Annotated in this window: 23 protein-coding genes; 15 read left to right on the top strand and 8 right to left on the bottom strand. The window is 42.3% G+C overall.

Annotation, left to right across the window (positions count from 1 at the left end; genetic code table 11):
• Nucleotides 1–41: 41 nt before the first annotated feature.
• From cysS to CLV57_RS04605, 8 genes are all read left to right on the top strand, one after another.
• Entirely contained in the window at nt 42–1,505 is a 1,464-nt protein-coding gene (cysS, locus tag CLV57_RS04640) for a cysteine--tRNA ligase (RefSeq protein WP_100340168.1), read from the top strand.
• A gap of 90 nt (nt 1,506–1,595) precedes the next feature.
• Entirely contained in the window at nt 1,596–2,453 is an 858-nt protein-coding gene (locus tag CLV57_RS04635) for a DUF4440 domain-containing protein (protein ID WP_100340167.1), read from the top strand.
• A gap of 120 nt (nt 2,454–2,573) precedes the next feature.
• The gene (locus CLV57_RS04630; RefSeq protein ID WP_100340166.1) at nt 2,574–2,936 is read left to right on the top strand and encodes an iron chaperone; all 363 of its coding nucleotides are present in this window, start codon (nt 2,574–2,576) and stop codon (nt 2,934–2,936) included.
• A gap of 133 nt (nt 2,937–3,069) precedes the next feature.
• Nucleotides 3,070–4,701: an amidohydrolase gene (locus CLV57_RS04625; protein WP_100340165.1), complete on the top strand. Its 1,632-nt coding sequence runs from the start codon at nt 3,070–3,072 to the stop codon at nt 4,699–4,701.
• Entirely contained in the window at nt 4,688–6,499 is a 1,812-nt protein-coding gene (locus tag CLV57_RS04620) for a serine hydrolase domain-containing protein (protein WP_100340164.1), read from the top strand. Before CLV57_RS04625 ends, CLV57_RS04620 begins: the two co-directional genes overlap by 14 nt.
• A 98-nt stretch (nt 6,500–6,597) precedes the next feature.
• Nucleotides 6,598–7,740, top strand: a complete 1,143-nt coding sequence (bshA, locus tag CLV57_RS04615) for an N-acetyl-alpha-D-glucosaminyl L-malate synthase BshA (protein WP_100340163.1) — start codon at nt 6,598–6,600, stop codon at nt 7,738–7,740.
• A gap of 14 nt (nt 7,741–7,754) precedes the next feature.
• A complete protein-coding gene (locus CLV57_RS04610; protein WP_100340162.1) occupies nt 7,755–8,393 on the top strand; it encodes a DNA-3-methyladenine glycosylase family protein in 639 nt (212 codons plus the stop codon).
• 61 nt (nt 8,394–8,454) lie between these two features.
• Entirely contained in the window at nt 8,455–9,942 is a 1,488-nt protein-coding gene (locus CLV57_RS04605; protein WP_100340161.1) for a PAS domain-containing protein, read from the top strand.
• 6 nt (nt 9,943–9,948) lie between these two features.
• Here the strand turns inward: CLV57_RS04605 and CLV57_RS04600 are convergent, their stop codons facing one another.
• Both CLV57_RS04600 and CLV57_RS04595 read right to left on the bottom strand, forming a co-directional pair.
• Nucleotides 9,949–10,341, bottom strand: coding sequence for a hypothetical protein (locus CLV57_RS04600; RefSeq protein WP_100340160.1), 393 nt, complete (start codon nt 10,339–10,341; stop codon nt 9,949–9,951).
• Nucleotides 10,342–10,396: 55 nt separating this feature from the next.
• Nucleotides 10,397–11,479 (bottom strand): DUF922 domain-containing protein, encoded by a 1,083-nt coding sequence (locus tag CLV57_RS04595; protein ID WP_100340159.1) that lies wholly within the window; start codon nt 11,477–11,479, stop codon nt 10,397–10,399.
• A 139-nt stretch (nt 11,480–11,618) separates the two neighbouring features.
• Between CLV57_RS04595 and CLV57_RS04590 the strand changes: the two genes are divergently transcribed.
• Nucleotides 11,619–12,197 carry a CDP-alcohol phosphatidyltransferase family protein gene (locus CLV57_RS04590; RefSeq protein WP_245856865.1) on the top strand — a complete coding sequence of 193 codons (579 nt, stop codon included), beginning with the start codon at nt 11,619–11,621 and terminating at the stop codon, nt 12,195–12,197.
• Between the two features lie 3 nt (nt 12,198–12,200).
• Here the strand turns inward: CLV57_RS04590 and CLV57_RS04585 are convergent, their stop codons facing one another.
• Nucleotides 12,201–14,798: a PAS domain S-box protein gene (locus CLV57_RS04585; protein WP_100340158.1), complete on the bottom strand. Its 2,598-nt coding sequence runs from the start codon at nt 14,796–14,798 to the stop codon at nt 12,201–12,203.
• Between the two features lie 200 nt (nt 14,799–14,998).
• Here CLV57_RS04585 and CLV57_RS04580 point away from each other — a divergent pair, with 200 nt between their 5' ends.
• Nucleotides 14,999–15,388, top strand: a complete 390-nt coding sequence (locus tag CLV57_RS04580) for an acyl-CoA thioesterase (RefSeq protein ID WP_100340157.1) — start codon at nt 14,999–15,001, stop codon at nt 15,386–15,388.
• A 53-nt stretch (nt 15,389–15,441) separates the two neighbouring features.
• On the opposite strand, the gene CLV57_RS04575 is transcribed toward CLV57_RS04580, so the two are convergent.
• On the bottom strand, nt 15,442–16,701 hold the full coding sequence (locus tag CLV57_RS04575) for a prephenate dehydrogenase (RefSeq protein WP_100340156.1): 1,260 nt from the start codon (nt 16,699–16,701) through the stop codon (nt 15,442–15,444).
• Between the two features lie 119 nt (nt 16,702–16,820).
• Here CLV57_RS04575 and CLV57_RS04570 point away from each other — a divergent pair, with 119 nt between their 5' ends.
• From CLV57_RS04570 to CLV57_RS04555, 5 genes are all read left to right on the top strand, one after another.
• Nucleotides 16,821–17,606, top strand: coding sequence for a hypothetical protein (locus CLV57_RS04570; protein WP_157799066.1), 786 nt, complete (start codon nt 16,821–16,823; stop codon nt 17,604–17,606).
• Nucleotides 17,603–17,854: a hypothetical protein gene (locus CLV57_RS04565; protein WP_100340154.1), complete on the top strand. Its 252-nt coding sequence runs from the start codon at nt 17,603–17,605 to the stop codon at nt 17,852–17,854. The genes CLV57_RS04570 and CLV57_RS04565 overlap by 4 nt, the downstream gene beginning before the upstream one ends.
• Before the next feature lie 17 nt (nt 17,855–17,871).
• Nucleotides 17,872–18,048 (top strand): hypothetical protein, encoded by a 177-nt coding sequence (locus tag CLV57_RS18490; RefSeq protein ID WP_169927058.1) that lies wholly within the window; start codon nt 17,872–17,874, stop codon nt 18,046–18,048.
• Nucleotides 18,049–18,067: 19 nt separating this feature from the next.
• Nucleotides 18,068–18,775: a DUF92 domain-containing protein gene (locus CLV57_RS04560; RefSeq protein WP_100340153.1), complete on the top strand. Its 708-nt coding sequence runs from the start codon at nt 18,068–18,070 to the stop codon at nt 18,773–18,775.
• An 80-nt stretch (nt 18,776–18,855) separates the two neighbouring features.
• Nucleotides 18,856–19,146 (top strand): hypothetical protein, encoded by a 291-nt coding sequence (locus tag CLV57_RS04555; RefSeq protein WP_100340152.1) that lies wholly within the window; start codon nt 18,856–18,858, stop codon nt 19,144–19,146.
• A 71-nt stretch (nt 19,147–19,217) separates the two neighbouring features.
• Here the strand turns inward: CLV57_RS04555 and rpsJ are convergent, their stop codons facing one another.
• From rpsJ to rpsL, 4 genes are all read right to left on the bottom strand, one after another.
• Nucleotides 19,218–19,523 (bottom strand): 30S ribosomal protein S10, encoded by a 306-nt coding sequence (gene rpsJ, locus CLV57_RS04550; RefSeq protein WP_022830652.1) that lies wholly within the window; start codon nt 19,521–19,523, stop codon nt 19,218–19,220.
• Nucleotides 19,524–19,633: 110 nt separating this feature from the next.
• Nucleotides 19,634–21,745 (bottom strand): elongation factor G, encoded by a 2,112-nt coding sequence (fusA, locus tag CLV57_RS04545; RefSeq protein WP_100340151.1) that lies wholly within the window; start codon nt 21,743–21,745, stop codon nt 19,634–19,636.
• 102 nt (nt 21,746–21,847) lie between these two features.
• On the bottom strand, nt 21,848–22,315 hold the full coding sequence (gene rpsG, locus CLV57_RS04540; protein ID WP_100340150.1) for a 30S ribosomal protein S7: 468 nt from the start codon (nt 22,313–22,315) through the stop codon (nt 21,848–21,850).
• A 19-nt stretch (nt 22,316–22,334) separates the two neighbouring features.
• Nucleotides 22,335–22,748 (bottom strand): 30S ribosomal protein S12, encoded by a 414-nt coding sequence (rpsL, locus tag CLV57_RS04535; RefSeq protein WP_100340149.1) that lies wholly within the window; start codon nt 22,746–22,748, stop codon nt 22,335–22,337.
• Nucleotides 22,749–22,825 lie beyond the last annotated feature (77 nt).

Here is a 22,825-nt window from a genome sequence, read left to right as displayed (position 1 = left end):
CCGGCTACATAACTCAAACCAAAAAATTGTAAGTTTGCCTTATGGAGCAAAACCTGTTTGTTTACAATACCCTAACACGTAAAAAAGAAGTATTTACCCCTTTAGCAGCCCCTCATGTTGGCATGTATGTTTGCGGCCCTACCGTTTACAGCGATGCGCACATGGGCAATTGCCGCACTTATATATCTTTTGATCTTATATTCAGGTACCTTACCCACCTGGGTTACAAAGTACGCTATGTACGCAATATTACCGATGCCGGCCACCTGGAAGGCGACGCAGGCGATGAAGGTGAAGACAAAATATCTAAAAAAGCAAAACTGGCTCAGTTAGAGCCCATGGAAATAGTACAGAAATACAGCGTAGGTTTCCATGAGGTTATGCAGATATTGAACACCCTGCCCCCAAGTATTGAACCTACAGCCACGGGCCACATTATTGAGCAGATTGAACTGGTTAAAGAAATAATGGCCAAAGGTTACGCTTATGAGGTAAATGGTTCTATTTATTTTGATGTAGAGAAGTACAATCAAACGCAGGATTACGGCATATTGAACGGCCGTAAACTGGAAGATCTGCTTACCAACACCCGCGATCTGGGCGGTCAGGATGAAAAACGCGGCAAGCTTGACTTTGCCTTATGGATAAAAGCGAAACCAGAGCATTTAATGCAATGGCCCTCGCCTTGGGGCAATGGCTTCCCGGGATGGCACCTGGAATGTTCTGCTATGAGTAATAAATACTTGGGCGAGCAGTTTGATATACATGGCGGGGGTATGGACCTTGCCCCTACGCATCATACCAATGAAATTGCACAGAACGTAGCCAGTTGCGGTAAAAACCCTGCCAAGTATTGGGTGCATACCAACATGCTTACAGTTAATGGCCAAAAAATGTCAAAATCATTAGGTAACAGCTTTTTGCCTCATGAGCTTTTTTCGGGTAACAATAACATACTGAGCAAGGGCTACAGCCCCATGATGGTGCGCTTTTTTATGATGCAGGCGCATTACCGCAGCACGCTTGACTTTGGTAACGAAGCCATGGAAGCGTCAGAAAAAGGCTTTAAACGCCTGATGACCGCGGTATCGTTGTTACATTCACTGAAATCTTCGGCCACATCTGATGTTGATATAGCGCCAATTATAGAACGTTGCTATGCAGCCATGAACGATGATTTTAATAGTCCGGTACTTATTGCCGAATTGTTTGAAGGCGCACGCATTATCAATTCGGTTAAAGATGGCAAGATGAAGATCGACGCTAACAATCTGGACCTGTTGAAAAACATGATGAACACCTTTGTATTTGAGATATTGGGACTTAAAGATGAACAAGCGGATAATGATGATCTGCCTAAAATCCTTGATCTCATTGTATCGCTGCGTAACGAAGCCAAGCAAAACAAAGATTACGCAACATCAGACAAAATACGCGACGGTTTGCAAAAAATTGGCTTTCAGTTAAAAGATAGTAAAGAAGGCACTAACTGGAGTAAAATTTAATTCAATTTTTAACGTTAACAAACAAAAACAACGCAACAAAACGCACACAATTGTGTTTCAACCTTCAATAAAATCACCAAAACAAACAACATGAAAAAAATATTTCTCGCTACCCTTCTGTTCGGCTGGTCTGCAATAGCATTTGCGCAAAAGGCTGCAGAGGTTAGCAAAGTTGTAGCTGCCGAAGCCGATTTCAGTAAAACTATAGCAAGTAAAGGCATTAAGGCCGGATTTTTATCGGTAGCAGACCCGGAGGGTTTTATATTTAAGCCACAGGCAATAAAAATAACCGATTTCTATAAATCAATTGATAAGCAACCAGGCACCTTAAAACGCGAAGCAAAAATTGCCCGCATCTCTGCCAGTGGCGATCTGGCTTTTACTGCAGGACCGTATACCTTCCAGAACGGAAAATCAGAAGATGATAAAATTTACGGCGACTACGTTTCGCTTTGGCGCGTTGACCCGGAAGGCAAATTGAAACTGTTAATAGATTTGGGTATACAACATCCTGAGCCGGTTGAGCAACAGTTAAAGGATTTTAAAGACAGCAATGCTAAACCCGTTAAAGAATCAAAAGATCCTTTTAACGGCAAAAACATTATAGTTGACACTGACAAAACTTTTAACTTCTCGCTAACAAAGTCAGACTTAGCTGCATATAAAGAGTTTTTGAGTGAAGAGGGCAGATATTACTTTCCCGGCTTTGAGCCAATGATGGGTACAGACAAAATTCTGCAATTTATAAACAACCAGGCCATAAGCATAGCGGCCGAAACTACCGGCGCAGGCCGGGCTTTGAGCGGTGACCTTGCCTATAGCTTTGGTAAGGCTACCATTAAAAAAGCTAATATTGTTGGGCACTTTCACTACGTTAGAATATGGGAAGTAGACGCTAAACATAAATGGAACATTCTGCTGGAAATTTTCTCCCCTGTTGAGAACTAATAGTATTTAAAAAAAACTCGAATTACAAGATCAGGAGGATAAACGCCCCCTGATCTTGTCGTTTTTAGCCACTGCTAAATTTGTTTTTCGGGGATAGATTTGATTATCAAATCTAAAAAAATGAAAACCTACCAGGATATCGACCAATACATCAGCACGTTTCCTCAAAACGTGCAGGCGCTATTACAGCAAATAAGGCATACCATTAAACACGCGGCACCCAATGCTGAAGAGGCCATAAAGTATGGCATTCCAACCTTTGTTTTACACGGGAACCTTGTGCACTTTGGTGGCTACAAAAATCACATTGGTTTTTATCCCGCTCCTATGGGTATAGCAGCATTTAAAGAAGAAACAACACAATACGAAGCCGGCAAAGGAACATTACAATTTAAACTGGATAAGCCGCTGCCCCTTGATCTGATCAAACGAATTGTTGAATTCAGAGTGGAGACCAATCTGCAAAAGCAAAAGCGCAAATGATATTAGCTTCTACTAAATAAGCATACGCAGAAGTGAATAAGCTACGTTTGATAAATTTGTACGCAACTTTATTTATCAAGTATTGTATATACTATTACGTTGAATATATTTACCAAATACGTAGCCCATCAGCATGAAAAAATTATGGCCCATACTACTGCTATTGGCAGCTGCCTGTAAACAAAAAGAATTCAATGCCGATCTGCTGGTTAAAAATGCAATAGTTTATACTGTTGACAGCGCCTTTACAACTGCTTATGCTTTTGTAGTAAAAGATGGTAAAATTGTAGCTGTGGGCAAAGAAGAAGATCTGGAGGAAGACTACCTACCCCGCGAGGTTATTGATGCCGAAGGCAAGGCCGTATATCCCGGGTTTATTGATGCACATAGTCATTTTTATGAGTACGGCCTGGGTTTACAGCAGGTTAATTTAAGAGACCTGAACAGCTGGCATACCGTTACCGACTCGGTGCAGCACTTTGCCCAGAGCAATCCGGAAGGTTGGTTATTGGGCAGCGGTTGGGACCAAAACCTTTGGGAGGGTAAAAAGTTCCCGGATAAGGCTCGCCTGGATTCACTTTTCCCTATGCGGCCTGTTTTGCTGTCTCGTATTGACGGGCATGCAGCTATAGCTAACCAGGCGGCACTGGACATTGCAGGAATAAAACCCGGCCAAAAAATTATTGGTGGCGACATTGAGGTGATTGATGGTAAACTAACCGGCATCTTATTAGATAATGCTGTTGGGATAGTTACCCGTAAAATACCCACTCCCGATGACCAGGCCATACAACGCGCCTTATTAAGCGCCCAGCAGAATTGTTTTCAAGTAGGCTTAACCACAGTTGACGATGCCGGCTTGCCGACCACCATGGTGGGGGTGATCAATCAGCTGCAGAAAAAGGGCGATCTAAAAATGCGCATGTATGTAATGCTGGCAGACAGGCCGGAAAGCTATGATTACTTTGCTAAGAACGGCATACTCAAAACGCCGCAACTAAGTGTGCGCGCTATTAAAATGTACGCTGATGGCGCATTGGGATCACGGGGGGCTTGTTTACTGCAGCCTTACACCGATAAACCAGACACTAAAGGCTTTTTGTTGAGTACGGAGCAGCATTTTCAAGAGGTTGCAGCTAAATTGGCTAACACCAACGTGCAGTTGAATACTCATGCTATTGGCGATTCCGCCAATAGGGTAATGCTGAAAATTTATGCCGATGCTTTAAAAGGCAAAAATGATAAGCGCTGGCGCATTGAACATGCGCAGGTGGTATCGCCGGATGATCTGCACTATTTTGGCGACTACAACATTATTCCATCTGTTCAGCCTACGCATACTACTTCTGACATGTTTTGGGCAGAAAAGCGTTTAGGTGCCGACAGAATAAAAACAGCCTATGCCTACAAAAATCTTTTAAAGCAAAATGGCTGGATTGCTTTAGGGACAGATTTCCCGGTGGAAAATATCAATCCGCTTTACACGTTTTATGCGGCAGTGGTACGTAAGGACCACACCGGACAGCCTGCAAAGGGTTTTCAAATGGAAAATGCCATAAGCAGAACCGACGCTTTAAAAGGGATGACCATTTGGGCGGCAAAGGCAAATTTCGAGGAAACAGAAAAAGGAAGCATTGAACCCGGCAAGTACGCCGACTTTGTAATTTTGGATACTGATATAATGAAAGCGCAGCCAAATCAGCTACTAAAAGCAAAAGTTTTAAAGAGCTTTATCAACGGAGAAAAAGTGTATGAGAAAAAATAAGCCGAATGGCTTTACCCTGATTATTTCGCTATTCATTTTATTTAATTCTGCCTGCGCCCAAACCCCAACCGGCGAGGCATACGTGGCAGAAGAAACGAAAGTACAATCGTCAACTTATCTGTTCAACAATCAAAAGGAACTCATTCCGCTAAAAAAGCTTGCTGAGAAAAAAATAGCAAGTATTCATTTTTCGCATGCTTACGCGGCAGGATTTGACAGCTTGTTAAATAACTATGCCAAAGTTGAAGCCTTTAACGGTGCTGATTACCTTGGGTCAAAAAGCACGGAAGAATTATCGCGTGATGTAAAAATGTTTAACACGCTTATTCTTCAGCTTACAGAAAACGACCTCGCTAACACACGCATTACAGATTTTATTAAGGCCAACCAAAAACTTAAAGACATCGTAATTGCTTATTTCGGCAAAGCATCACAACTCACTTCCTTAAAAGACTTTAAAGGTGCGCTTGTTTATACGCAACAGGCATCAACCGTCGCATCATTTTTTGTGGCGCAGGCTATATTTGGTGGCGTAGCCATTACGCAAAAGCCAACTACCTCGTTAACCCCTCAATTAACGCCAGGCTTAGCCTCGGTTACGCAGCAAACACGCTTACAGTATACTGTTCCGGAAGAAGTTGGCATCCGCGCAGAAAACCTCGCCGACATTGATAAGATTGCCCGCGACGCCATAGCCCAGCGCGCTACTCCTGGCTGTGTTGTTTTAGCGGTAAAAGATGGTAAGGTGATATTTAATAAAGCATACGGTTTTCATACCTACGATGCAACGGTACAGGATAAAGTGACAGACATATTTGACCTAGCATCCATGACCAAAATATCTGCTACCACAATTGCCGCCATGAAACTGGTTGATGAGGGCAAACTGGATATTAACGCCACCGTTGCAGATTATTTACCGGAAGCGAAGAACACCCCGGTAAAAGATGTAAAGGTTTGGGAGATACTAACCCACCAGGCGGGTTTTATAGCAGATATACCTACGCTTGAAGTTGTAAAACCTCAGGACAGAAGCACCGATTCATCAGCGGCTTATCCTACTAAGGTAAATAACAGGTTTTACCTGGTTAAAGACTATTTTAAGAATGTAATGTGGCCAAAAATGCTGCGCGGCCCATTGAAAACCCGTGGACAATATGTTTACAGCGATGTGGGCATGTGTGTATTGCAACAGATAATAGAAAACATAACTTCTACTAACGAAGCGATATACACCCAGCAACAATTTTATACCCCGCTGGGTATGCAAACCACCGGCTATTTGCCCCTTTACCGTTTTAATAAAGAAAGGATACCGCCTACCGAAGTTGATCCAAAATATCGCAGGGATACCTTGCAGGGTTATGTACATGACCCCACTGCGGCATTAATGGGCGGTATAGCGGGGCACGCAGGTTTGTTTGGCAATGCTATTGATATGGCTACATTATACCAAATGCTGCTGTATGGCGGAACATACGGTGGCGAAGAATACCTAAAACCTGCAACTGTAAAACAGTTTACCGCACGTTATTCCGGTAACAGTCGCAGGGGATTAGGCTTTGACAGATGGGACCCTGCAAAAGATAAAAAGTATCCGTCAGAATTAGCATCCGATCAAACTTACGGTCACACCGGCTTTACAGGCACCTGTGTATGGGTTGATCCGAAATATAACCTGGTGTATGTGTTCCTGTCAAACCGGGTTTACCCTGATGTGAGCAGCAAACTTAACAGCTTGAGCATCAGAGGCCGGATTCAGGATGTGATCTATAGGGCTATTCAAAAAGGTATGTAACCTTCTAATTATATGGTTAGCAACAATATTACATCTGATTAACACTAATGTTGGAAATTGCTGTTAAACTTGCAGCGTAATTCAACTCAGATCCATCAATGAAAATCGGAATTGTTTGCTATCCAACCTTTGGCGGTAGCGGCGTGGTGGCCACCGAACTTGGCAAAGCTTTGGCCGATAACGGTCATCAGGTACATTTCATCACCTATAATCAGCCCGCCCGACTTGATTTTTTTTCCGAAAATCTTTTCTACCACGAGGTGGCAGTAGCTAACTATCCGCTTTTTGATTACGCTCCCTACGAAGTTGCGTTAGCCAGCAGGTTAGTTGATGTGGTGCGTTTTGAAAAGTTAGACGTATTACACGTTCACTATGCTATTCCGCACGCTTCGGCTGCGTTTATGGCTAAACAGATACTGCAAACCTACGGCATTTACATTCCTGTGGTTACCACCCTGCATGGCACTGATATTACGTTAGTAGGGAAAGACCGTACCTACAAGCCTGTTGTTACTTTCTCTATCAATAAATCCGACGGTGTAACAGCTGTATCAGAAAACCTTAGAAAAGACACCTTTGAGTTTTTTGAAATTGAGAATGATATAAGGGTGATACCTAACTTTATTGATCTTACACGTTTCAGTTTAAAACCTAAGGACCACTTTAAAAAAGCTATCGCGCCGAATGGCGAAAAAATACTTGTCCATACCTCAAACTTCCGTAAGGTAAAACGTACCGAAGATGTGGTAAAAATATTTGCCAAGATCCGCAAAAAAATACCGTCAAAACTATTGATGGTAGGCGACGGCGGCGAGCGTTCATCATGCGAGCAACTTTGCCGTGACCTTGGTGTTGCCGAAGACACCCGCTTTTTAGGCAAACAGGATGCCATTGAAGAGATACTTTCAGTATCTGACCTGTTCCTGATGCCATCACAATCAGAAAGTTTTGGCTTAGCCGCTTTAGAAGCTATGGCTTGTAAAGTACCGGTTATTAGCTCAAATACCGGTGGTTTACCCGAATTGAACGTAGATGGTGTTACCGGCTTTTTAAGTGATGTTGGCGATGTGGATGACATGGCCGATAAATCTATCTATATCTTAGAGGACGACGAGCGCCTGGCTACTTTTAAAGAGAACGCATTGGCGAGGGCTAAAGAATTTGAACTTTCAAAAATTTTACCACTTTACGAAAACTACTATGCGGAAGTGATAGAGAAGAGCTTATCTGCCAAGGCGTAAATAACGCGCACGTTATGGGTGTTGCTATAAACCAATTTAACGCGGACAACTTTCACATCATTTGCGATGAATTAGCAAATAACGACGCTCAGCTCGGCACCATCATAAAAACATACGGCTATCCACCCATGTGGAGCAGGCCGAATACTTTTGAATCATTAGTACATATTATTTTAGAGCAGCAGGTTTCGCTGGCTTCTGCACTATCGGCATTAAATAAAATACGTGAGCACTTGCAGGAAATAACGCCTGCGCGTGTTTTGCTGCTAACAGATGATGAATTCAGGGCCTGTTATTGTAGCCGTCAAAAAACAGCTTACATTAAGTATTTAGCCGAAGCCATAGTTAGCGGACAAATTAACCTTGTCGCATTGGAAGAAATGCCTGATGATGAAGTAAGGTTGAGACTAACCGCATTAAAGGGCATTGGCAACTGGACGGTTGATGTTTACCTCATGTTTGTTCTTCAGCGTGCCGATGCATTTCCAGTTGGTGATCTGGCCGCTATTAATGCGTTAAAACAAATAAAAAAACTACCCGCAAGCACATCAAAAGAGCAATTACTGGCAATAGCTGAAGCGTGGCGGCCTTACCGAACTATTGCTACAATGATGCTTTGGCATCACTATCTTTCACTACGCGTTAAACTATAATACTTATTTTGATTTTGTGTTGATATTGTAGTAAATTTAATTACCGATATCCTGAACATCAATGATCATAGAAAACGATGCAACTCAGCTTTACTCGCTGCTGCAATCCATTAACGCCATAGTATGGAAAGCGGATAGCGATATGAGCAGATTTTTGTTTATTGATGAGCATATTAAAACAGTTTTAGGCTTCCCGCATAATTCATGGTTGCAAACACCCAACTTTTGGGCGGGGCAAATACACCCTGATGATATCTCGGTTATTGAAAGGTACAGGGCATTAAAAAATGATGATAACCCTGTACATGTTTTTGAATACCGCATGTTAACCAACACAGGTGCAGTAGTGTGGATAAAAGATACGGTATCTTTAGCTTACAGCAATGATGAAAAACCGCGGCTATGCGGCGTGATGCTTGATGTTACGCTAACCAAGAGGTTGCAAGCCGTTGAAAAACTGGAACGCGATATCTTACAGATCAACTCAGATCTAAGCACACCTGTTAATGAAGTTTTGTTAACCTATTTAAGGGGCCTCGAACAGCTTTTCCCGCAAATGCACTGTTCCATACACCGGGTAGTTAACGGAAAATTGATGAATGGCCTGGCAGTTACCTTACCGAAAGATTATATGGATTCGCTAATAGGTCATCCAATAGGAGAAAACGAAGGATCTTGCGGGTCGGCGGCGGCACTGAAACAAAGGGTTATTGTAAGTGACCTCTCTAAAGATCATAGATGGGAGAAATTTCTTTCTGTGGTAAGCAAATATAACCTGGCTGCCTGCTGGGCAAATCCGGTAATTAATGCTGAAGGCGAAGTTATTGCAGTATTAGGCATGTATTACAACACGCCCAAAACACCCGGAAAAGAGGAACTGGAGGTAATGGAAAAAACGACAAGCCTTTTACGCATTATTTTAGAGGACCGGCAACACACTGAAACTGTACGCGAGGCCAACCTGCTTATGCTGCAAAGCCAGGACCTGGCGCATTTTGGCAACTGGCGTTGGGACATAGTTAATGATGTGGTAAGCTGGTCGCCGGCTTTGTATAATATATATGGCCTTGATCAATACAACTTCAAAGCAACATTTGAAGGTTACATGGAACGGCTGCATCCTGATGATAAAGAAAGCATATTTAACACCATAATGCAGGTATTAAATACGGGTGTTGATGCCGAATTTGAAGAACGTGTATTTCGCCCTGACGGAAGCATGCGGTATTTACGCTCATGGGCTAAATTAAAAAAAGACGAGAACGGGAAACCGCTTGAAATGATTGGCGCCTGTTTAGATAACACGCAAAAAGTTTTATACGCCAATGCTATTGAACAACAGAGCCGCCAGCTGTTAGATATTGCCTGGCTGCAATCGCACGCCATACGCTCTCCGCTGGTAAGGATATTAGGAATAACCGAGCTATTACAGAATGCAGACAATTCCGAAGAAGAAAGAAAGAAGTTACTTATCTATTTAAGCACTTCTGCCCATGAACTGGATGAGCAGATAAAACTCATTTCTCAAAAAACAGAGGTTATAGTATAATTAGCTTTACTTAAATTTTTTATTTTTCTCTATAACTTCTTTTTTAGTAACTACCGAATCGTTTGAGAAATAAAGCACCAGGTCTTTTCTGTAAACAGGATTCTTTTTAGGGTTGTAATCAACACCATCATTCACTATCTGATAACTATATCTGAACTTCACTGTGTCTTTATCCTGTGGAGTGCCTAACAATTGCATTACCTTGTAATGGTTCAAACCCACTAATTTGTGTTTTTCTAACAGGTCGTCTAAAATAACCTCACGATTAGGGTACACTAACCCATCGCCGAAGCTCCACGCTTCTCTGGTAAATTCCCGCTTACGTTTACCGCAACCGGCTACTATGGCCACCACTAAAGCAACTATTGCAAATAAATAAATTGGTCTTTTTGGCATCATCAGTGCAAATCTACTAAATGCTTAGTAAAACATCTATTACGCTAAAAATATAAATCTATTCGGTTAATAGCTTATCTATTTTTTTATTCCATTCAGTTTGAGTGTATACATCCAGGCCATGCCGGGTTTCTTTATCATACGCCCGCTGCATGGCATTCATTTCACGATAAGAATCAAGGTATTGCATATTAATAAAAGCCTGATAAGTATCGGGCGTTAAGTCGGCATTTATTATTTTCTGCTGATAATAACTCGTTATAATGCGGGCAATATCAAAATGCCGTTGCTCATGGTTAAGCGCATAAGCGTTACGTGTACCGCCAACCCAACAATCGGTTTTAGCAACATATGTTTTTAGGGCGATGCTTACATTGATGACACCATCTTTTACATCTTCCTTCAGGTCATAACCAAAGCCAGGCATAACCGTTGCCTCAAACGGGCCATCTGGTCGTATTTTTGACTGAAAATCTTTCCAGGTAAGCGGTCGCGCAGTCGAATAATAAATGGTATCGCCTTCAATTTTGTCAGCGTAGTTAGTAAAATTGAATTTTACAGACTTAGCCAACCTGGGGTTAACCGGCAGGTTGATCTGCATCCAGTTATTGAAATACATCAATCCCGCTTTTATAGCGTTACGCAGCTGCGCCTCAATAACCTTATCATTATTTACAGATCGTATATAATGTACACCGCCACTGTAATTCAACAATTCCATCGTACCATAATTTTTTGTTTGGCTGAACGACAAACTAAGCGTAACTTTTCCATCTATACTGCCATTGGGTAAAATGCTCTCCGTAAGCTTTATATTTTTAATGGCCATACTCACAGGCAGGGCATTAACGTCCTTTTCTAAATTGCGTGCAACAAACCGGGAAACTGCTAACGCGGTACCACCCTGCAGACCGGCTTCCTTTAAAACAGGCCTTGCATTTTTATCCCTTACTGCTACAATAGCTATGTTTTCTTTTTCAGGTAGTCCATTGGTGACGTTGCTAATGTAAAACCCATGTGGTTTAAATGGAAATGGCTCATCAACCAAAATAATGTCATCATGAATAATGAATGAAGCGCAACAAACAGCAATCACCACCGTAAAAAATGTTAAATAAAACCTGCTTAATAGATCGTTCATTCTGTTTATAACGAAGTGATTAACCACAAATTATCTTCTACAAACGTAGGTGCTGCAGCAAAAATTAAAACTTAAAATACGATGACAGTGCAAGTATTACAACAAAAAACAAACAGATTACTATAAGCGTTAGCTTTTTATGAGTAAGCCCATAAGTTATTACATGGTGAATGGCATTAGCCTGTACCGCATGGTAGCGGTGCCGCTGCTTATATGGCTGGCTTTGAGTAACCAGTTTTACCTTTTTAAATGGCTGATAACTTTAGGCTTTTTTACCGATGCTGTTGATGGTTATCTGGCCCGCCGCTTCGGTGTTAACAGTCGCTTAGGTGCTATGCTTGACTCAATTGCCGATGACCTTAACATGGGTGCCGCTATTGTTGGCTTGTACATATTCAATCCTGACTTTTTTATGAATGAGCGTGTTACACTCCTGATTTTAGCAGGACTTTACCTGGCTCAGAATGCGCTGGCACTTATTAAATACAAGCAGCTAACCAGTTTCCATACTTATATGGCCAAAACGGCCGCGGTGCTTCAGGGCCTGTTTGTTATAGGCTTTTTCTTTATGGGCGAGCCGATATACTGGTTATTTTATATTGCCGCGGCAGTCACAGCCACCGGGTTGATAGAAGAGATCATCCTCATTTTACGCCTTGAGCATTCGCAAAATGATATTAAAGGCCTGTTTTGGTTACGCAAAACGCAGGCTAAATAATCGTTATACATTTAATAACGGCAAGCTGAAATAAAAGGTTGATCCTTTTCCCGGTTCGCTGTCTAACCATATGCGGCCATTATGGTGTTGAATGATCTCGGCGCTTAAATAAAGCCCAATACCAAAACCCGAAATATGTTTTGTATCAAGGGTTTCTACTCGATAATAGCGGTCAAATATCCTTTCTGCATCTGCCGGTTTTATACCTATACCCTGGTCTTTTATACCCACAACCGCTTCATTATTAAACATCGCGCAACTAACTTGTACCTCCGAGCCAATAGGAGAATACTTAATCGCATTACTGATAAGGTTAGATATAACAGATTGTATTTTATCCTCATCTGCGTTAACTTCAATTTCTTGGCAATCTTTAATAATAATTGTATGGGTTGTTGCTGTAACCTTCACTTCATCCACCACACCGGCTATAAGCTTTGCCAGATCGAATGCCTGTTTTTGAATCAATATTTTACCCGACTCCAGCCGAGAAATGTTTAAAAAGCCGTTGATCATAGCCGTCATGCGTTTAACCTGCAGGTTAGCCTTTTGCATAGCCCCGGCTAAAAATGCGTCATCGCTGTTGTTCAACTTGGCTTTAGTTACTTGCAATATGGCACTTAAAGATGTTAACGGCGTTTTGAGTTCATGGCTTACCATGCCTATAAAATCATTTTTACGAATTTCATCCAGCTTTCTCTCAGTAATATCCCTTGCAATTTTGGAAAGGCCAATTATGTTTCCCTGTTTATCGCGAATGGGAGATACGGTTACCGATACATCAATTAAGCGGCCGTCTTTTGTTAACCTTTTGGTCTCAAAATGCTGCACCCTCTTTCCTTCTCTAACGCTGGAAAGGATAAGCGGTTCTTCGTGATGCCTGTCTGCGGGTATCAATTTATATAAGCTCTCTCCGAGCATTTCGTCAGCGGTGTAGCCGAATATACGTTCGGCAGAAGTATTCCAACTGGTTATTATGCTATCGAAATTTTTGCTGATGATGGCATCGTCTGACGAGGCTATGATGGCTGCCAGTTTAGCGGTTTGTTCTTCAGCCAGCTTCATTTCAGTAATGTCAAAAGCAGTTCCTATAAATCTGACCGGCTGCTCATTCTCAAAATAAACAGAACCCTGCACCTTTATCCAGCGGATTTCGTTATTATCAAAGCGTGTTATTCTATAATTAAGATCATACCGCCCCCCTGTAGCAGGACTCATTGCACTGGCAATATGCTGGTGTACCCATACATAATCGTCGGGATGGATATGTGCGTCAAAGCCTTCCATTGTGGCAGGTTCGCTGGCTGACATGCCATATATTTCCCGCAACTCAGTCGACCAAAATAGCTCTCCCGTGGTAGGAATGTACTCCCATGTGCCTAAGCCGGTAGACTCAATAGCCATGCGCAACCGAGACATGCTTGCAGCCAGCTCTTCGTTGGCAGCCTCCAGTTGTTGCCTGCTTTCATTGAGCTCTTCGTTGGTACTGGCTAACTCCTCATTAACAGACTGCAATTCTTCGTTTACCGATTGCATCTCCTCATTAGAAGCAGCGAGTTCTTCGTTCAATGCGGCTAATTCATCAGATGCTTCTTCAACACGTTGTCTTGCTACAACAGCATCGGTAACGTCGGCAGCTGTGTTCATTACACCGTAAATTTTACCTTCCTGGTCTCGTAGCGCATTAAAGCTATAATTGAAATACGAAGTGGTAGACAATCCGTTAACCACCAGATCAAGCTGTTGGTTGCGGGCATGAAAGGTTTTCCCGGTGCGATAAACCGCATCCAACTGTTCAAAAACCGCCTGATTGACCAATTCGGGCAGTATCTCTTTGTAAGGTTTTCCTATTACATTTGGTCCCTTACCCCAAACATCAATTATAGCCTGGTTAGCCAGAGATACACGCAGGTCGGCTCCAAGATAAACGCCTATTGGAAAAGGCGCGTTATCAATAATCGAACGTATGCGATGTTCGCTTTCGGCTAACTCATAAACTATCCTACGCAGGTTTTGCTGACTGCCGGATAGTTGTTCATTATCGGTGACCAGCTCGCGGTTTGAGCGGGATATTTCTTTATTGCTTTGCTGAGCGTCTTTCAGATCGCTTAAACTGGCAGTGGTTTCAAAACATATCATCAATACACCGTGAACATTCATGTATTCATCGGTAATGGGCGTACATGAAAAATCAAGATAAACCTCTTCTATGGAGCCGTTGTTATTTAAACCTAATTTAAAATCGGGATAAGCAAAAGCCTCTCCCTGCAATACTTTTTTAATGATTGGTTGAAGCACATCCTGAGCCTCGGCATAAGTTTGGAAAAATGGTTTGCCTAAGGCTGCGGGATGCTTGATCTGCCCGAACAGTTGCATAAAAGCGTCGTTATACAGCTGCGTTAGCTCAGCACCCCAACATATCAACATAGGAGAAAGCGAGTTGAGCAAAATACCGGTCTGCTGTTTTAATTGAACCGGCCAGTTTAACGGCTCACCAACAGGAGTTGTTTCCCAATTATATCGTCTGATGAGTTCTCCCATGGAGCCACCACCTTGCAGAAATGGTAGTACGGTATTTTCGCTATTATAATTTTCAGGCATCTAAATACTAAAGTATAGCTATTTTAATAATCGGGCCAATTGGCTTGGTAAAATGTAAAGCACTATAAATACGTTCCTTTGTCTGCAAGTATGTTTGTTTTAATGTAGATTACACTATTAACCATTAAAACTATCTTATTGGCTTAACTTATAAAAGGTATTACACTGCAAATTGTTTTAGTTTTATAAATTTATAGCCAATGAATTTCTACACACGTAAATGGGTAAAGCCCGAGGATTTGAACGCGCACGGAACCTTATTTGGCGGCAGACTGCTGGCCTGGATAGATGAGGAAGCAGCAATATATACCATAGTTCAATTGGGCACTAACCGCTGCGTGACTAAATATATGTCTGAGATCAATTTTATTAATTCCGCCAAACAGGGTGATATTGTTGAATTGGGCATCAAGGCTATCCGGTTTGGCACCACTTCGCTAACACTTCAGTGCGAAGTGCGAAATAAGATCACTCAAAAAACCATACTGACTATTGATAAGATTGTTTTTGTAGCGGTAGATGCAGATGGACAGCCATTAGCGCATGGACGCACGGAGATAAGATATACCGATGAGCGTTTGCGTGAGTAGCTTGATTGATTTTCTCAGGTTCAAGGTAATCCTTTAATCAGGCAAATCAAGGTCTACTCCATCATCAACCTGCGTATCAATTCAGCGCTTTGCTGTTTCCCATCTTCCAGTCTGTGTTGAAAGAAGTTCTGTACCTTATTGAAATGCTTTTTATAGCCTTCCATATCGCCGTAACCTATAATTGACGACCACTCGCGCACGGCCGAATGGAATTCCAGGTCATCACCACGGATAGATTTATCATATAATGCCGCTTGTATTGACTCTTCCAACAACTCATCATTTTTAAACAAATACTCGGCAATACCTAAGCGTAAACGGAAAGGCGGTGTTTGGCAGATCAGGTTATCATAGGGGTTTACGCCTAAATGGTACCAGGCATCAACCATACTCAAAATACTAAGGTGCGAGTTAGGCTTTTGCAACTCGTGGTTTTGCGAGAGGGAAAACTCCTGCATCACCTTATCATTCAGCATTATGGGTTTACGGCTTTCGTGAAAAACAAAATCGCGGGCACGGTAAAGACGTTTTCTAAAAGCGTCTTCCTCTTCCTGTATCATCAGCTTAAACAGTTCTGATTCAGACACCGCGTATTGCCTTACCTGCTGTTTGGCATATGGGTTCATGATAGCCAGGCCGGCATATACGTGCGCCTTGTAACTGAATATGCGCAGTGTGGTCAATATTTTAACATTGTCAATACCGCCTATATAGGAAGCATTTTCCCATGGAAAAAATCCTGCCGACATCCATGCAGTACCCATGCTTTCAAAACCTACGTGGGTAACAGCTTGCGTATCGGCAACAATTTTATCATGCTCATGGTAATCGGCCAGCTCAACAATTTTTGAGCCGATGGCTGTGAACAGGTCCAGCATTCGTTGGCGGGCATCTTCATCTGCCCTGTGTGGTATAAGTATAAGCGTTTGGCCTTTAGGATCAAAAGCAGGGCCGTGCATACCATGGAAGGTTACTATTTGAGCATTAGCAGGTAGGTGCTTTTCAAAAGCGGCTATTTCAGGTGTTTTTACAGAGGTTTGCCCGGCAACTATGGCGCCTGGTTTGGTATACTGCGCATATTGCGCCACTACTCCGTCCAGCCTTTCGGCTTCAACAGAATAAATAAGCAGATCTGCGTTTTGAGCAACTTCTTTCCCGTTTTCCAATACATCAATATGGTGCGGAGCAAGTTCCTGCTCCAACCTCAAACGATTGGCGGGCAGGTCGCAACCGAACACGGTGTTGCCAACTTTTGCGAAAGCTTTGGCATACAAACGCCCCATATCACCCAAACCAATAATACCTATGTTCATGCTGCTAATATAGCTATGGTTAGGCAAATGTGGCCCAATATTGCCTTGTAAGAACAAAAAAGCGGCAATAAAACCAATTTTTGATTGTTTTAATGGTAGCGTTGTTTAATTTTATGAGCATGAAGCCTACTTTCCTTTTAAAAATTAACATTTTACTTGCATCGATATTTTTAGTCGCCTTATCAGCACAGGCGCAAGACACTGTTAAACGTGCGGTTGTTAAACCCGCAGCAAAGCCGGTTACAACAACTACTGCTAAACCGGTTACCAGCGGCATACCTATAAACCCCAAAACCGGAAGACCTTACAGCAAGTGGAATTATGGCACCAAAGCAAAACCTGATACAAGCAAAAAGACGATAGCAACAACCCCTGTAGCCGCTGCTCCGACCGCTCCGGCAGCACCTGTGATAACTGACAAAAGCCTGAATGGGCAATACCAATACCTGCTTACTAAAGTGTATAACTATCAACAGCCTTTTATAGCAGCATTTTGGAAAAACGTACGCGACTCGCTCAGTCAAAATAAACAGGCCCTTAAAGCCGCTAACGAGAAACTGGCTACCAGCAGCCAATCAATTACTGAATTACAAAATACAGCTAACAGCAAAGAGGAAGAATTATCTAAAGCTGAATCAGTCGACTTTTTGGGTATCTCGTTTTCAAAGAACGGTTATAGTACAATGGTGTGGTCAATTATTGCAGTATTGGCTGCATTAGCAGCAATTGTTATTTTCCGCTCAGGAAGCGCGAGGTCTGAGGCTACCTACCGTACCAAACTGTACAACGAGTTGGAGGAAGAATATAAAAACTACAAAGCCAAAGCCAACGAAAGGGAAAAGAAACTGGCCCGCGAACTACAAACCGAACGCAATAAGGTTGATGAGTTGATGGGCAGAGGATGAGCGCCTTTTTGTTTGGTTGGAATCCTGCTAAGTTTGAATGGGCAGATATTGATGAAGATGTAGCTCGCGTTCAGGCAGGCGAAACTGTGGAGGACAACTGGAGCGCTGCGAGCCACAAAAGCATACAACCCGGCGACAGGGCGTTTATAGTGCGGGTTGGCGTGGAGCCGAAAGGCATATTTGCATCGGGCATTATAACTCTGACCCATATCCTGCCTATCGCAATGGCCGACATTATTACCGCGTAAATATCCAATTTGATACGTTGCTTAATCCGGATAAAGAACCCATCCTCACGCTTGATATTTTAAAGACAGGCAATTTAGTTAAACAAACATGGACGCCTCAGGCATCAGGAATCTCAATAAAACCTGAACTTGTTGACGAACTGGAAGGCGTTTGGCAAGACTTTTTGGAAAACAGCAAAGAACAGCCTGAATAAAGACATCACAACTTACGCCATGCCCATTACCGACTCCATTGTATACCTCACGCTGCTATTGGCCGGTGTTTGGAGTTATTCCTCGGGTAAGCTTACCATGGCTGGCAGCATAACGGGGGCCGTTACTGGTCTGGTAATTTTTAAGGGAGCAGGATTGTCTTGCTTCCTGATGCTTACTTCATTTTTTGTCCTTGGTTCAGCAGCTACAAAATGGAAGCGTGATAAAAAAGCTGTAATGAACGCAACGGATGCGCACCAAGGCCGCCGTACCGCCGCACAGGTGGTGGCCAACAGCGGTGTAGCTGTATTGTTATCGTTATATGCCTTATGGAAGCCGGACGAACTTATCATTATCCAACTCATGATTGCCGGCAGCTTTGCAGCTGCTACAGCAGATACACTCTCATCTGAACTGGGTACAGTTTATGGCAAACGCTTTTATAACGTTATCAGCTTCAATAAAGAAACAGCCGGATTAGATGGAGTGGTGAGTTTGGAAGGAACGTTAATTGGCATTGTGGGTGCATTTATAATAACCGCTGTTAATAGCTTCTTTAGCGGTTGGAGCAATTTACTTTGCATAGTTATTGGCGGATTTACAGGCAACCTTGTTGATTCGATACTTGGAGCAACTTTAGAGCGAAACGGATTAATGGGAAATAATGTGGTTAATTTTTTGAATACGGTTGTTGGAGCAGTGGTGTGTTGGGCTTGTAACTATATTTAAAGTTTAAGTGTTGTCACAACGAAATTATATCCAAACATGTTACACCTTAAGTTGTCTTTATAATAACTAAACTAAAAAGTATGGTTGTTTTAAAGATCAATGCAGATACCCCGCAAGAGCGAGAAGTGAAAATTGTTAGTGATGATGGCACCTGGAAAAGTGGCAGCTATCATATATATAAGGCGCAGTCGATGGATGATATTGAGCCTGGAGAACCAACTGACATTAACATTGCCGATTATTTGGCCAAGCTAATAGTTGATAAAGAAAAGCTTACTTCGCAATTTGAGAATAGTAATTTAACCAGCGAGGAACAGGAGCAAATAGAAGCTTTTGTAATGGACTACACCGCTCCGGATGGGGTTTATTAAATAGTAATAAATTCAAAAGCCATTACTTTTAAGGTAATGGCTTTTTATATGCTTCGGATCTTCCGGTCCTATCACACTTTGATCTCAACTTCAACACCGCTTGGCAATTCAAGCTTCATTAAAGCGTCAACAGTTTTTGAGTTAGAGCTGTAAATGTCTAACAAGCGTTTGTAAGAGCATAGTTGGAACTGCTCGCGTGCTTTTTTGTTAACGTGCGGTGAACGCAATACTGTAAAGATCTTCTTTTCAGTTGGTAACGGAAGCGGTCCGCTCACTACAGCGCCAGTAGGCTTTACTGTTTTTACGATCTTCTCTGCTGATTTGTCAACCAGGTTGTAATCGTAAGATTTTAATTTGATTCTGATTCTTTGGCTCATTTTGTTTTTGTTTTGGTATGATATAAGAGCTATTTATTATATCAACCGGTTTACTATTATTTGATAGTTGATTGGCAAAAATTTCTAATCACCAATCAACTAATCTCTAACTACTCAACAGATACTTGTCTTTTGCCTTTGTTTTTAGCAACAACCTCGTCCTGTACGTTACGAGGAGCCGGCTCATAGTGATCAAACTCCATGGTTGAAGTTGCACGACCTGAAGTGATAGTACGCAATTGTGTTACGTAACCAAACATTTCAGAAAGTGGTACCATAGCTTTAATTACCTGAGAACCTGCACGGCTATCCATACCTTGAAGCTGACCACGACGACGGTTCATGTCACCAATAACGTCACCCATGTTCTCTTCCGGAGTAAGGATCTCAATTTTCATGATAGGCTCCAACAATACCGGTTTACATTTTGGCAATGCTTCGCGGTAAGCAGAACGACCAGCGATCTCGAATGATAACGCATCCGAATCGACAGCGTGGAATGAACCATCTATCAAACGTACTTTTAAGTTAGTAAGCGGGTAACCAGCCAATACACCATTGTCCATAGCAGCTTTGAAGCCCTTCTCTACAGATGGGATGAACTCGCGAGGGATAGCACCACCAACAATCTCGTTTACAAACTCAAGGCCTTCTTTACCTTCTTCTCCCGGAGAAATTATTACCTGGATATCAGCAAATTTACCACGACCACCGGTTTGTTTCTTGTAAGTTTCGCGGTGTTGTGTTGAGCCGGTAATAGCCTCTTTGTAAGCAACCTGTGGAGCGCCCTGGTTAACCTCAACTTTGAATTCGCGTTTTAAACGGTCCATCAAAATATCAAGGTGTAACTCACCCATACCAGAGATTACAGTTTGACCTGTGTCCTGATCTGTTTGTACGCGGAAGGTTGGATCCTCTTCGGCCAGTTTACCTAAAGCAATACCTAATTTATCAACGTCGGCCTGAGTTTTAGGCTCAATAGCCAAACCAATAACCGGATCTGGGAACACCATTGATTCAAGAACCAACTTGTGTTTCTCGTCGCAAAGGGTATCACCAGTTTTAATATCTTTAAAGCCTACTACCGCAGCAATATCACCCGCACCTACGTTAGGTATAGGGTTTTGCTTGTTAGCGTGCATTTGGAATATGCGGCTGATACGCTCTTTGTTGTCTGAACGCATGTTGTATACGTATGAACCAGCATCCAGATTACCTGAGTAAACGCGGATAAAGCACAAACGACCTACGAATGGATCGGTAGCAATTTTAAATGCTAAAGCTGCAAACGGCTCTTTAACATCCGGTTTAACTAATATTTCAGCACCTGTATCAGGGTCAGTACCAACAACACCTTTTGAATCTAAAGGTGAAGGCATTAACTCCATTACATAGTCAAGCATGGTTTGTACACCTTTGTTCTTGAATGAAGATCCGCAGGTCATAGGTACAATTTTACCAGCTAAAGTAGCCTGACGCAACGCGTCTAACACTTCACGCTCAGTAATAGTTGTTGGATCGTCAAAGAATTTCTCCATTAACGAATCATCAAAATCAGCTACCGCTTCAAGCAATTTCTCTCTCCACTCGTTAGCTTCTTCCAACATATCGTCAGGAATTGGCACTTCGGTAAAGGTCATACCTTTATCATGCTCGTTCCAAACAATACCGCGGAAGTTGATCAGATCAACCACACCTTTAAACTGGTCTTCTGCACCAATAGGTAACTGCAATGGGATAGCTGTGCTACCTAACATTTCTTTAACCTGTTTTACCACGTTAAGGAAATCGGCACCGCTACGGTCCATTTTATTAACGAAACCAATACGTGGTACGTTATAGTTGTTAGCTAAGCGCCAGTTGGTTTCTGATTGAGGCTCAACACCGTCAACCGCGCTGAATAAAAACACCAAACCATCCAATACACGCAGCGAGCGGTTTACCTCTACGGTAAAATCCACGTGGCCCGGTGTATCAATAATGTTCATGTGGTAGTTATCGCCACGGTATTTCCAGTTAACGGTAGTAGCTGCTGATGTAATGGTAATACCACGCTCCTGCTCTTGTGCCATCCAGTCCATAGTAGCTGCACCTTCGTGCACCTCGCCTATTTTGTGGCTCACACCAGCGTAATATAATATACGCTCAGTAGTGGTGGTTTTACCTGCATCAATGTGAGCAGCAATACCAATGTTTCTTGTATATTTTAAATCTCTTGACATGTCTTTTTTATTTTGATTTCACTGATTATTTTTTGAATTACACCGATTTGCAATCATAGCAATATCGGTGTAATCATATCATTAAATCGGTGTAATCTAATCTTAGAAACGGAAGTGTGAGAACGCTTTGTTAGCCTCGGCCATTTTGTGCGTATCTTCTTTCTTCTTAACTGCTGCACCTTCACCTTTAGCTGCCGAGATGATCTCGCCTGCTAATTTCTCCATCATGGTTTTTTCGCCACGTTTACGTGCGTAGCTAATTAACCATTTCATGCCTAAAGCAATTTTACGCTCTGCACGAACCTCTGTAGGTACCTGGAAGTTAGCACCACCTACACGGCGGCTTTTAACTTCAACAGCAGGCATTACGTTGTTCAAAGCTTTTTTCCAGGTTTCTAAACCACTTTCGTTGGTTTTTTTCTCAACAATATCAACAGCGTTGTAGAATATGCCGTATGCGGTAGATTTTTTACCATCATACATCATATTGTTTACAAACCTTGTTACTAAAGTATCGTTGAACCTTGGATCAGGAAGGATAATTCTCTTTTTTGGTTTTGACTTTCTCATTGTTACTATCCTCCTTTAATTATTTCTTTTTACCTTTTGTTGGAGCAGCAGCTGCTTGTCCTGGTTTAGGGCGTTTAGTACCGTATTTAGAACGGCGCTGGTTACGACCTGCAACACCAGAAGTATCTAAAGCACCACGAATGATGTGGTAACGCACACCAGGTAAGTCTTTTACACGACCACCACGGATCAACACAATTGAGTGCTCTTGTAAGTTGTGACCTTCACCAGGGATGTAAGCGTTTACTTCTTTACCATTGGTTAAACGTACACGCGCAACTTTACGCATTGCTGAGTTTGGTTTTTTAGGGGTAGTGGTGTATACACGGGTACACACGCCTCTTCGCTGTGGACAGCTGTCCAACGCTGGTGACTTACTCTTGTCAACCAGAGCTACTCTACCTTTTCTAACTAATTGCTGAATAGTAGGCATTCTTTCCTTTTTTGTCTATTTGTTTTTATCCCGGTTTTCGGGACTGCAAAAGTAGGAGTTATTTTTTGATTTTCAAG

Source organism: Mucilaginibacter auburnensis (assembly GCF_002797815.1).
Lineage (GTDB): Bacteria > Bacteroidota > Bacteroidia > Sphingobacteriales > Sphingobacteriaceae > Mucilaginibacter > Mucilaginibacter auburnensis.
The sequence above is the reverse complement of the archived record's forward strand: the minus strand, read 5'-3'. Positions and strand labels throughout refer to the sequence as shown.

Excerpts from the sequence above, each read along its gene's own strand:
- cysS (WP_100340168.1), top strand. The coding sequence starts at position 42 with ATGGAGCAAAACCTGTTTGTTTACAATACCCTAACACGTAAAAAAGAA.
- CLV57_RS04635 (WP_100340167.1), top strand. The coding sequence starts at position 1,596 with ATGAAAAAAATATTTCTCGCTACCCTTCTGTTCGGCTGGTCTGCAATA.
- CLV57_RS04630 (WP_100340166.1), top strand. The coding sequence starts at position 2,574 with ATGAAAACCTACCAGGATATCGACCAATACATCAGCACGTTTCCTCAA.
- CLV57_RS04625 (WP_100340165.1), top strand. The coding sequence starts at position 3,070 with ATGAAAAAATTATGGCCCATACTACTGCTATTGGCAGCTGCCTGTAAA.
- CLV57_RS04620 (WP_100340164.1), top strand. The coding sequence starts at position 4,688 with ATGAGAAAAAATAAGCCGAATGGCTTTACCCTGATTATTTCGCTATTC.
- bshA (WP_100340163.1), top strand. The coding sequence starts at position 6,598 with ATGAAAATCGGAATTGTTTGCTATCCAACCTTTGGCGGTAGCGGCGTG.
- CLV57_RS04610 (WP_100340162.1), top strand. The coding sequence starts at position 7,755 with ATGGGTGTTGCTATAAACCAATTTAACGCGGACAACTTTCACATCATT.
- CLV57_RS04605 (WP_100340161.1), top strand. The coding sequence starts at position 8,455 with ATGATCATAGAAAACGATGCAACTCAGCTTTACTCGCTGCTGCAATCC.
- CLV57_RS04600 (WP_100340160.1), bottom strand. The coding sequence starts at position 10,341 with ATGATGCCAAAAAGACCAATTTATTTATTTGCAATAGTTGCTTTAGTG.
- CLV57_RS04595 (WP_100340159.1), bottom strand. The coding sequence starts at position 11,479 with ATGAACGATCTATTAAGCAGGTTTTATTTAACATTTTTTACGGTGGTG.
- CLV57_RS04590 (WP_245856865.1), top strand. The coding sequence starts at position 11,619 with ATGAGTAAGCCCATAAGTTATTACATGGTGAATGGCATTAGCCTGTAC.
- CLV57_RS04585 (WP_100340158.1), bottom strand. The coding sequence starts at position 14,798 with ATGCCTGAAAATTATAATAGCGAAAATACCGTACTACCATTTCTGCAA.
- CLV57_RS04580 (WP_100340157.1), top strand. The coding sequence starts at position 14,999 with ATGAATTTCTACACACGTAAATGGGTAAAGCCCGAGGATTTGAACGCG.
- CLV57_RS04575 (WP_100340156.1), bottom strand. The coding sequence starts at position 16,701 with ATGAACATAGGTATTATTGGTTTGGGTGATATGGGGCGTTTGTATGCC.
- CLV57_RS04570 (WP_157799066.1), top strand. The coding sequence starts at position 16,821 with ATGAAGCCTACTTTCCTTTTAAAAATTAACATTTTACTTGCATCGATA.
- CLV57_RS04565 (WP_100340154.1), top strand. The coding sequence starts at position 17,603 with ATGAGCGCCTTTTTGTTTGGTTGGAATCCTGCTAAGTTTGAATGGGCA.
- CLV57_RS04560 (WP_100340153.1), top strand. The coding sequence starts at position 18,068 with ATGCCCATTACCGACTCCATTGTATACCTCACGCTGCTATTGGCCGGT.
- CLV57_RS04555 (WP_100340152.1), top strand. The coding sequence starts at position 18,856 with ATGGTTGTTTTAAAGATCAATGCAGATACCCCGCAAGAGCGAGAAGTG.
- rpsJ (WP_022830652.1), bottom strand. The coding sequence starts at position 19,523 with ATGAGCCAAAGAATCAGAATCAAATTAAAATCTTACGATTACAACCTG.
- fusA (WP_100340151.1), bottom strand. The coding sequence starts at position 21,745 with ATGTCAAGAGATTTAAAATATACAAGAAACATTGGTATTGCTGCTCAC.
- rpsG (WP_100340150.1), bottom strand. The coding sequence starts at position 22,315 with ATGAGAAAGTCAAAACCAAAAAAGAGAATTATCCTTCCTGATCCAAGG.
- rpsL (WP_100340149.1), bottom strand. The coding sequence starts at position 22,748 with ATGCCTACTATTCAGCAATTAGTTAGAAAAGGTAGAGTAGCTCTGGTT.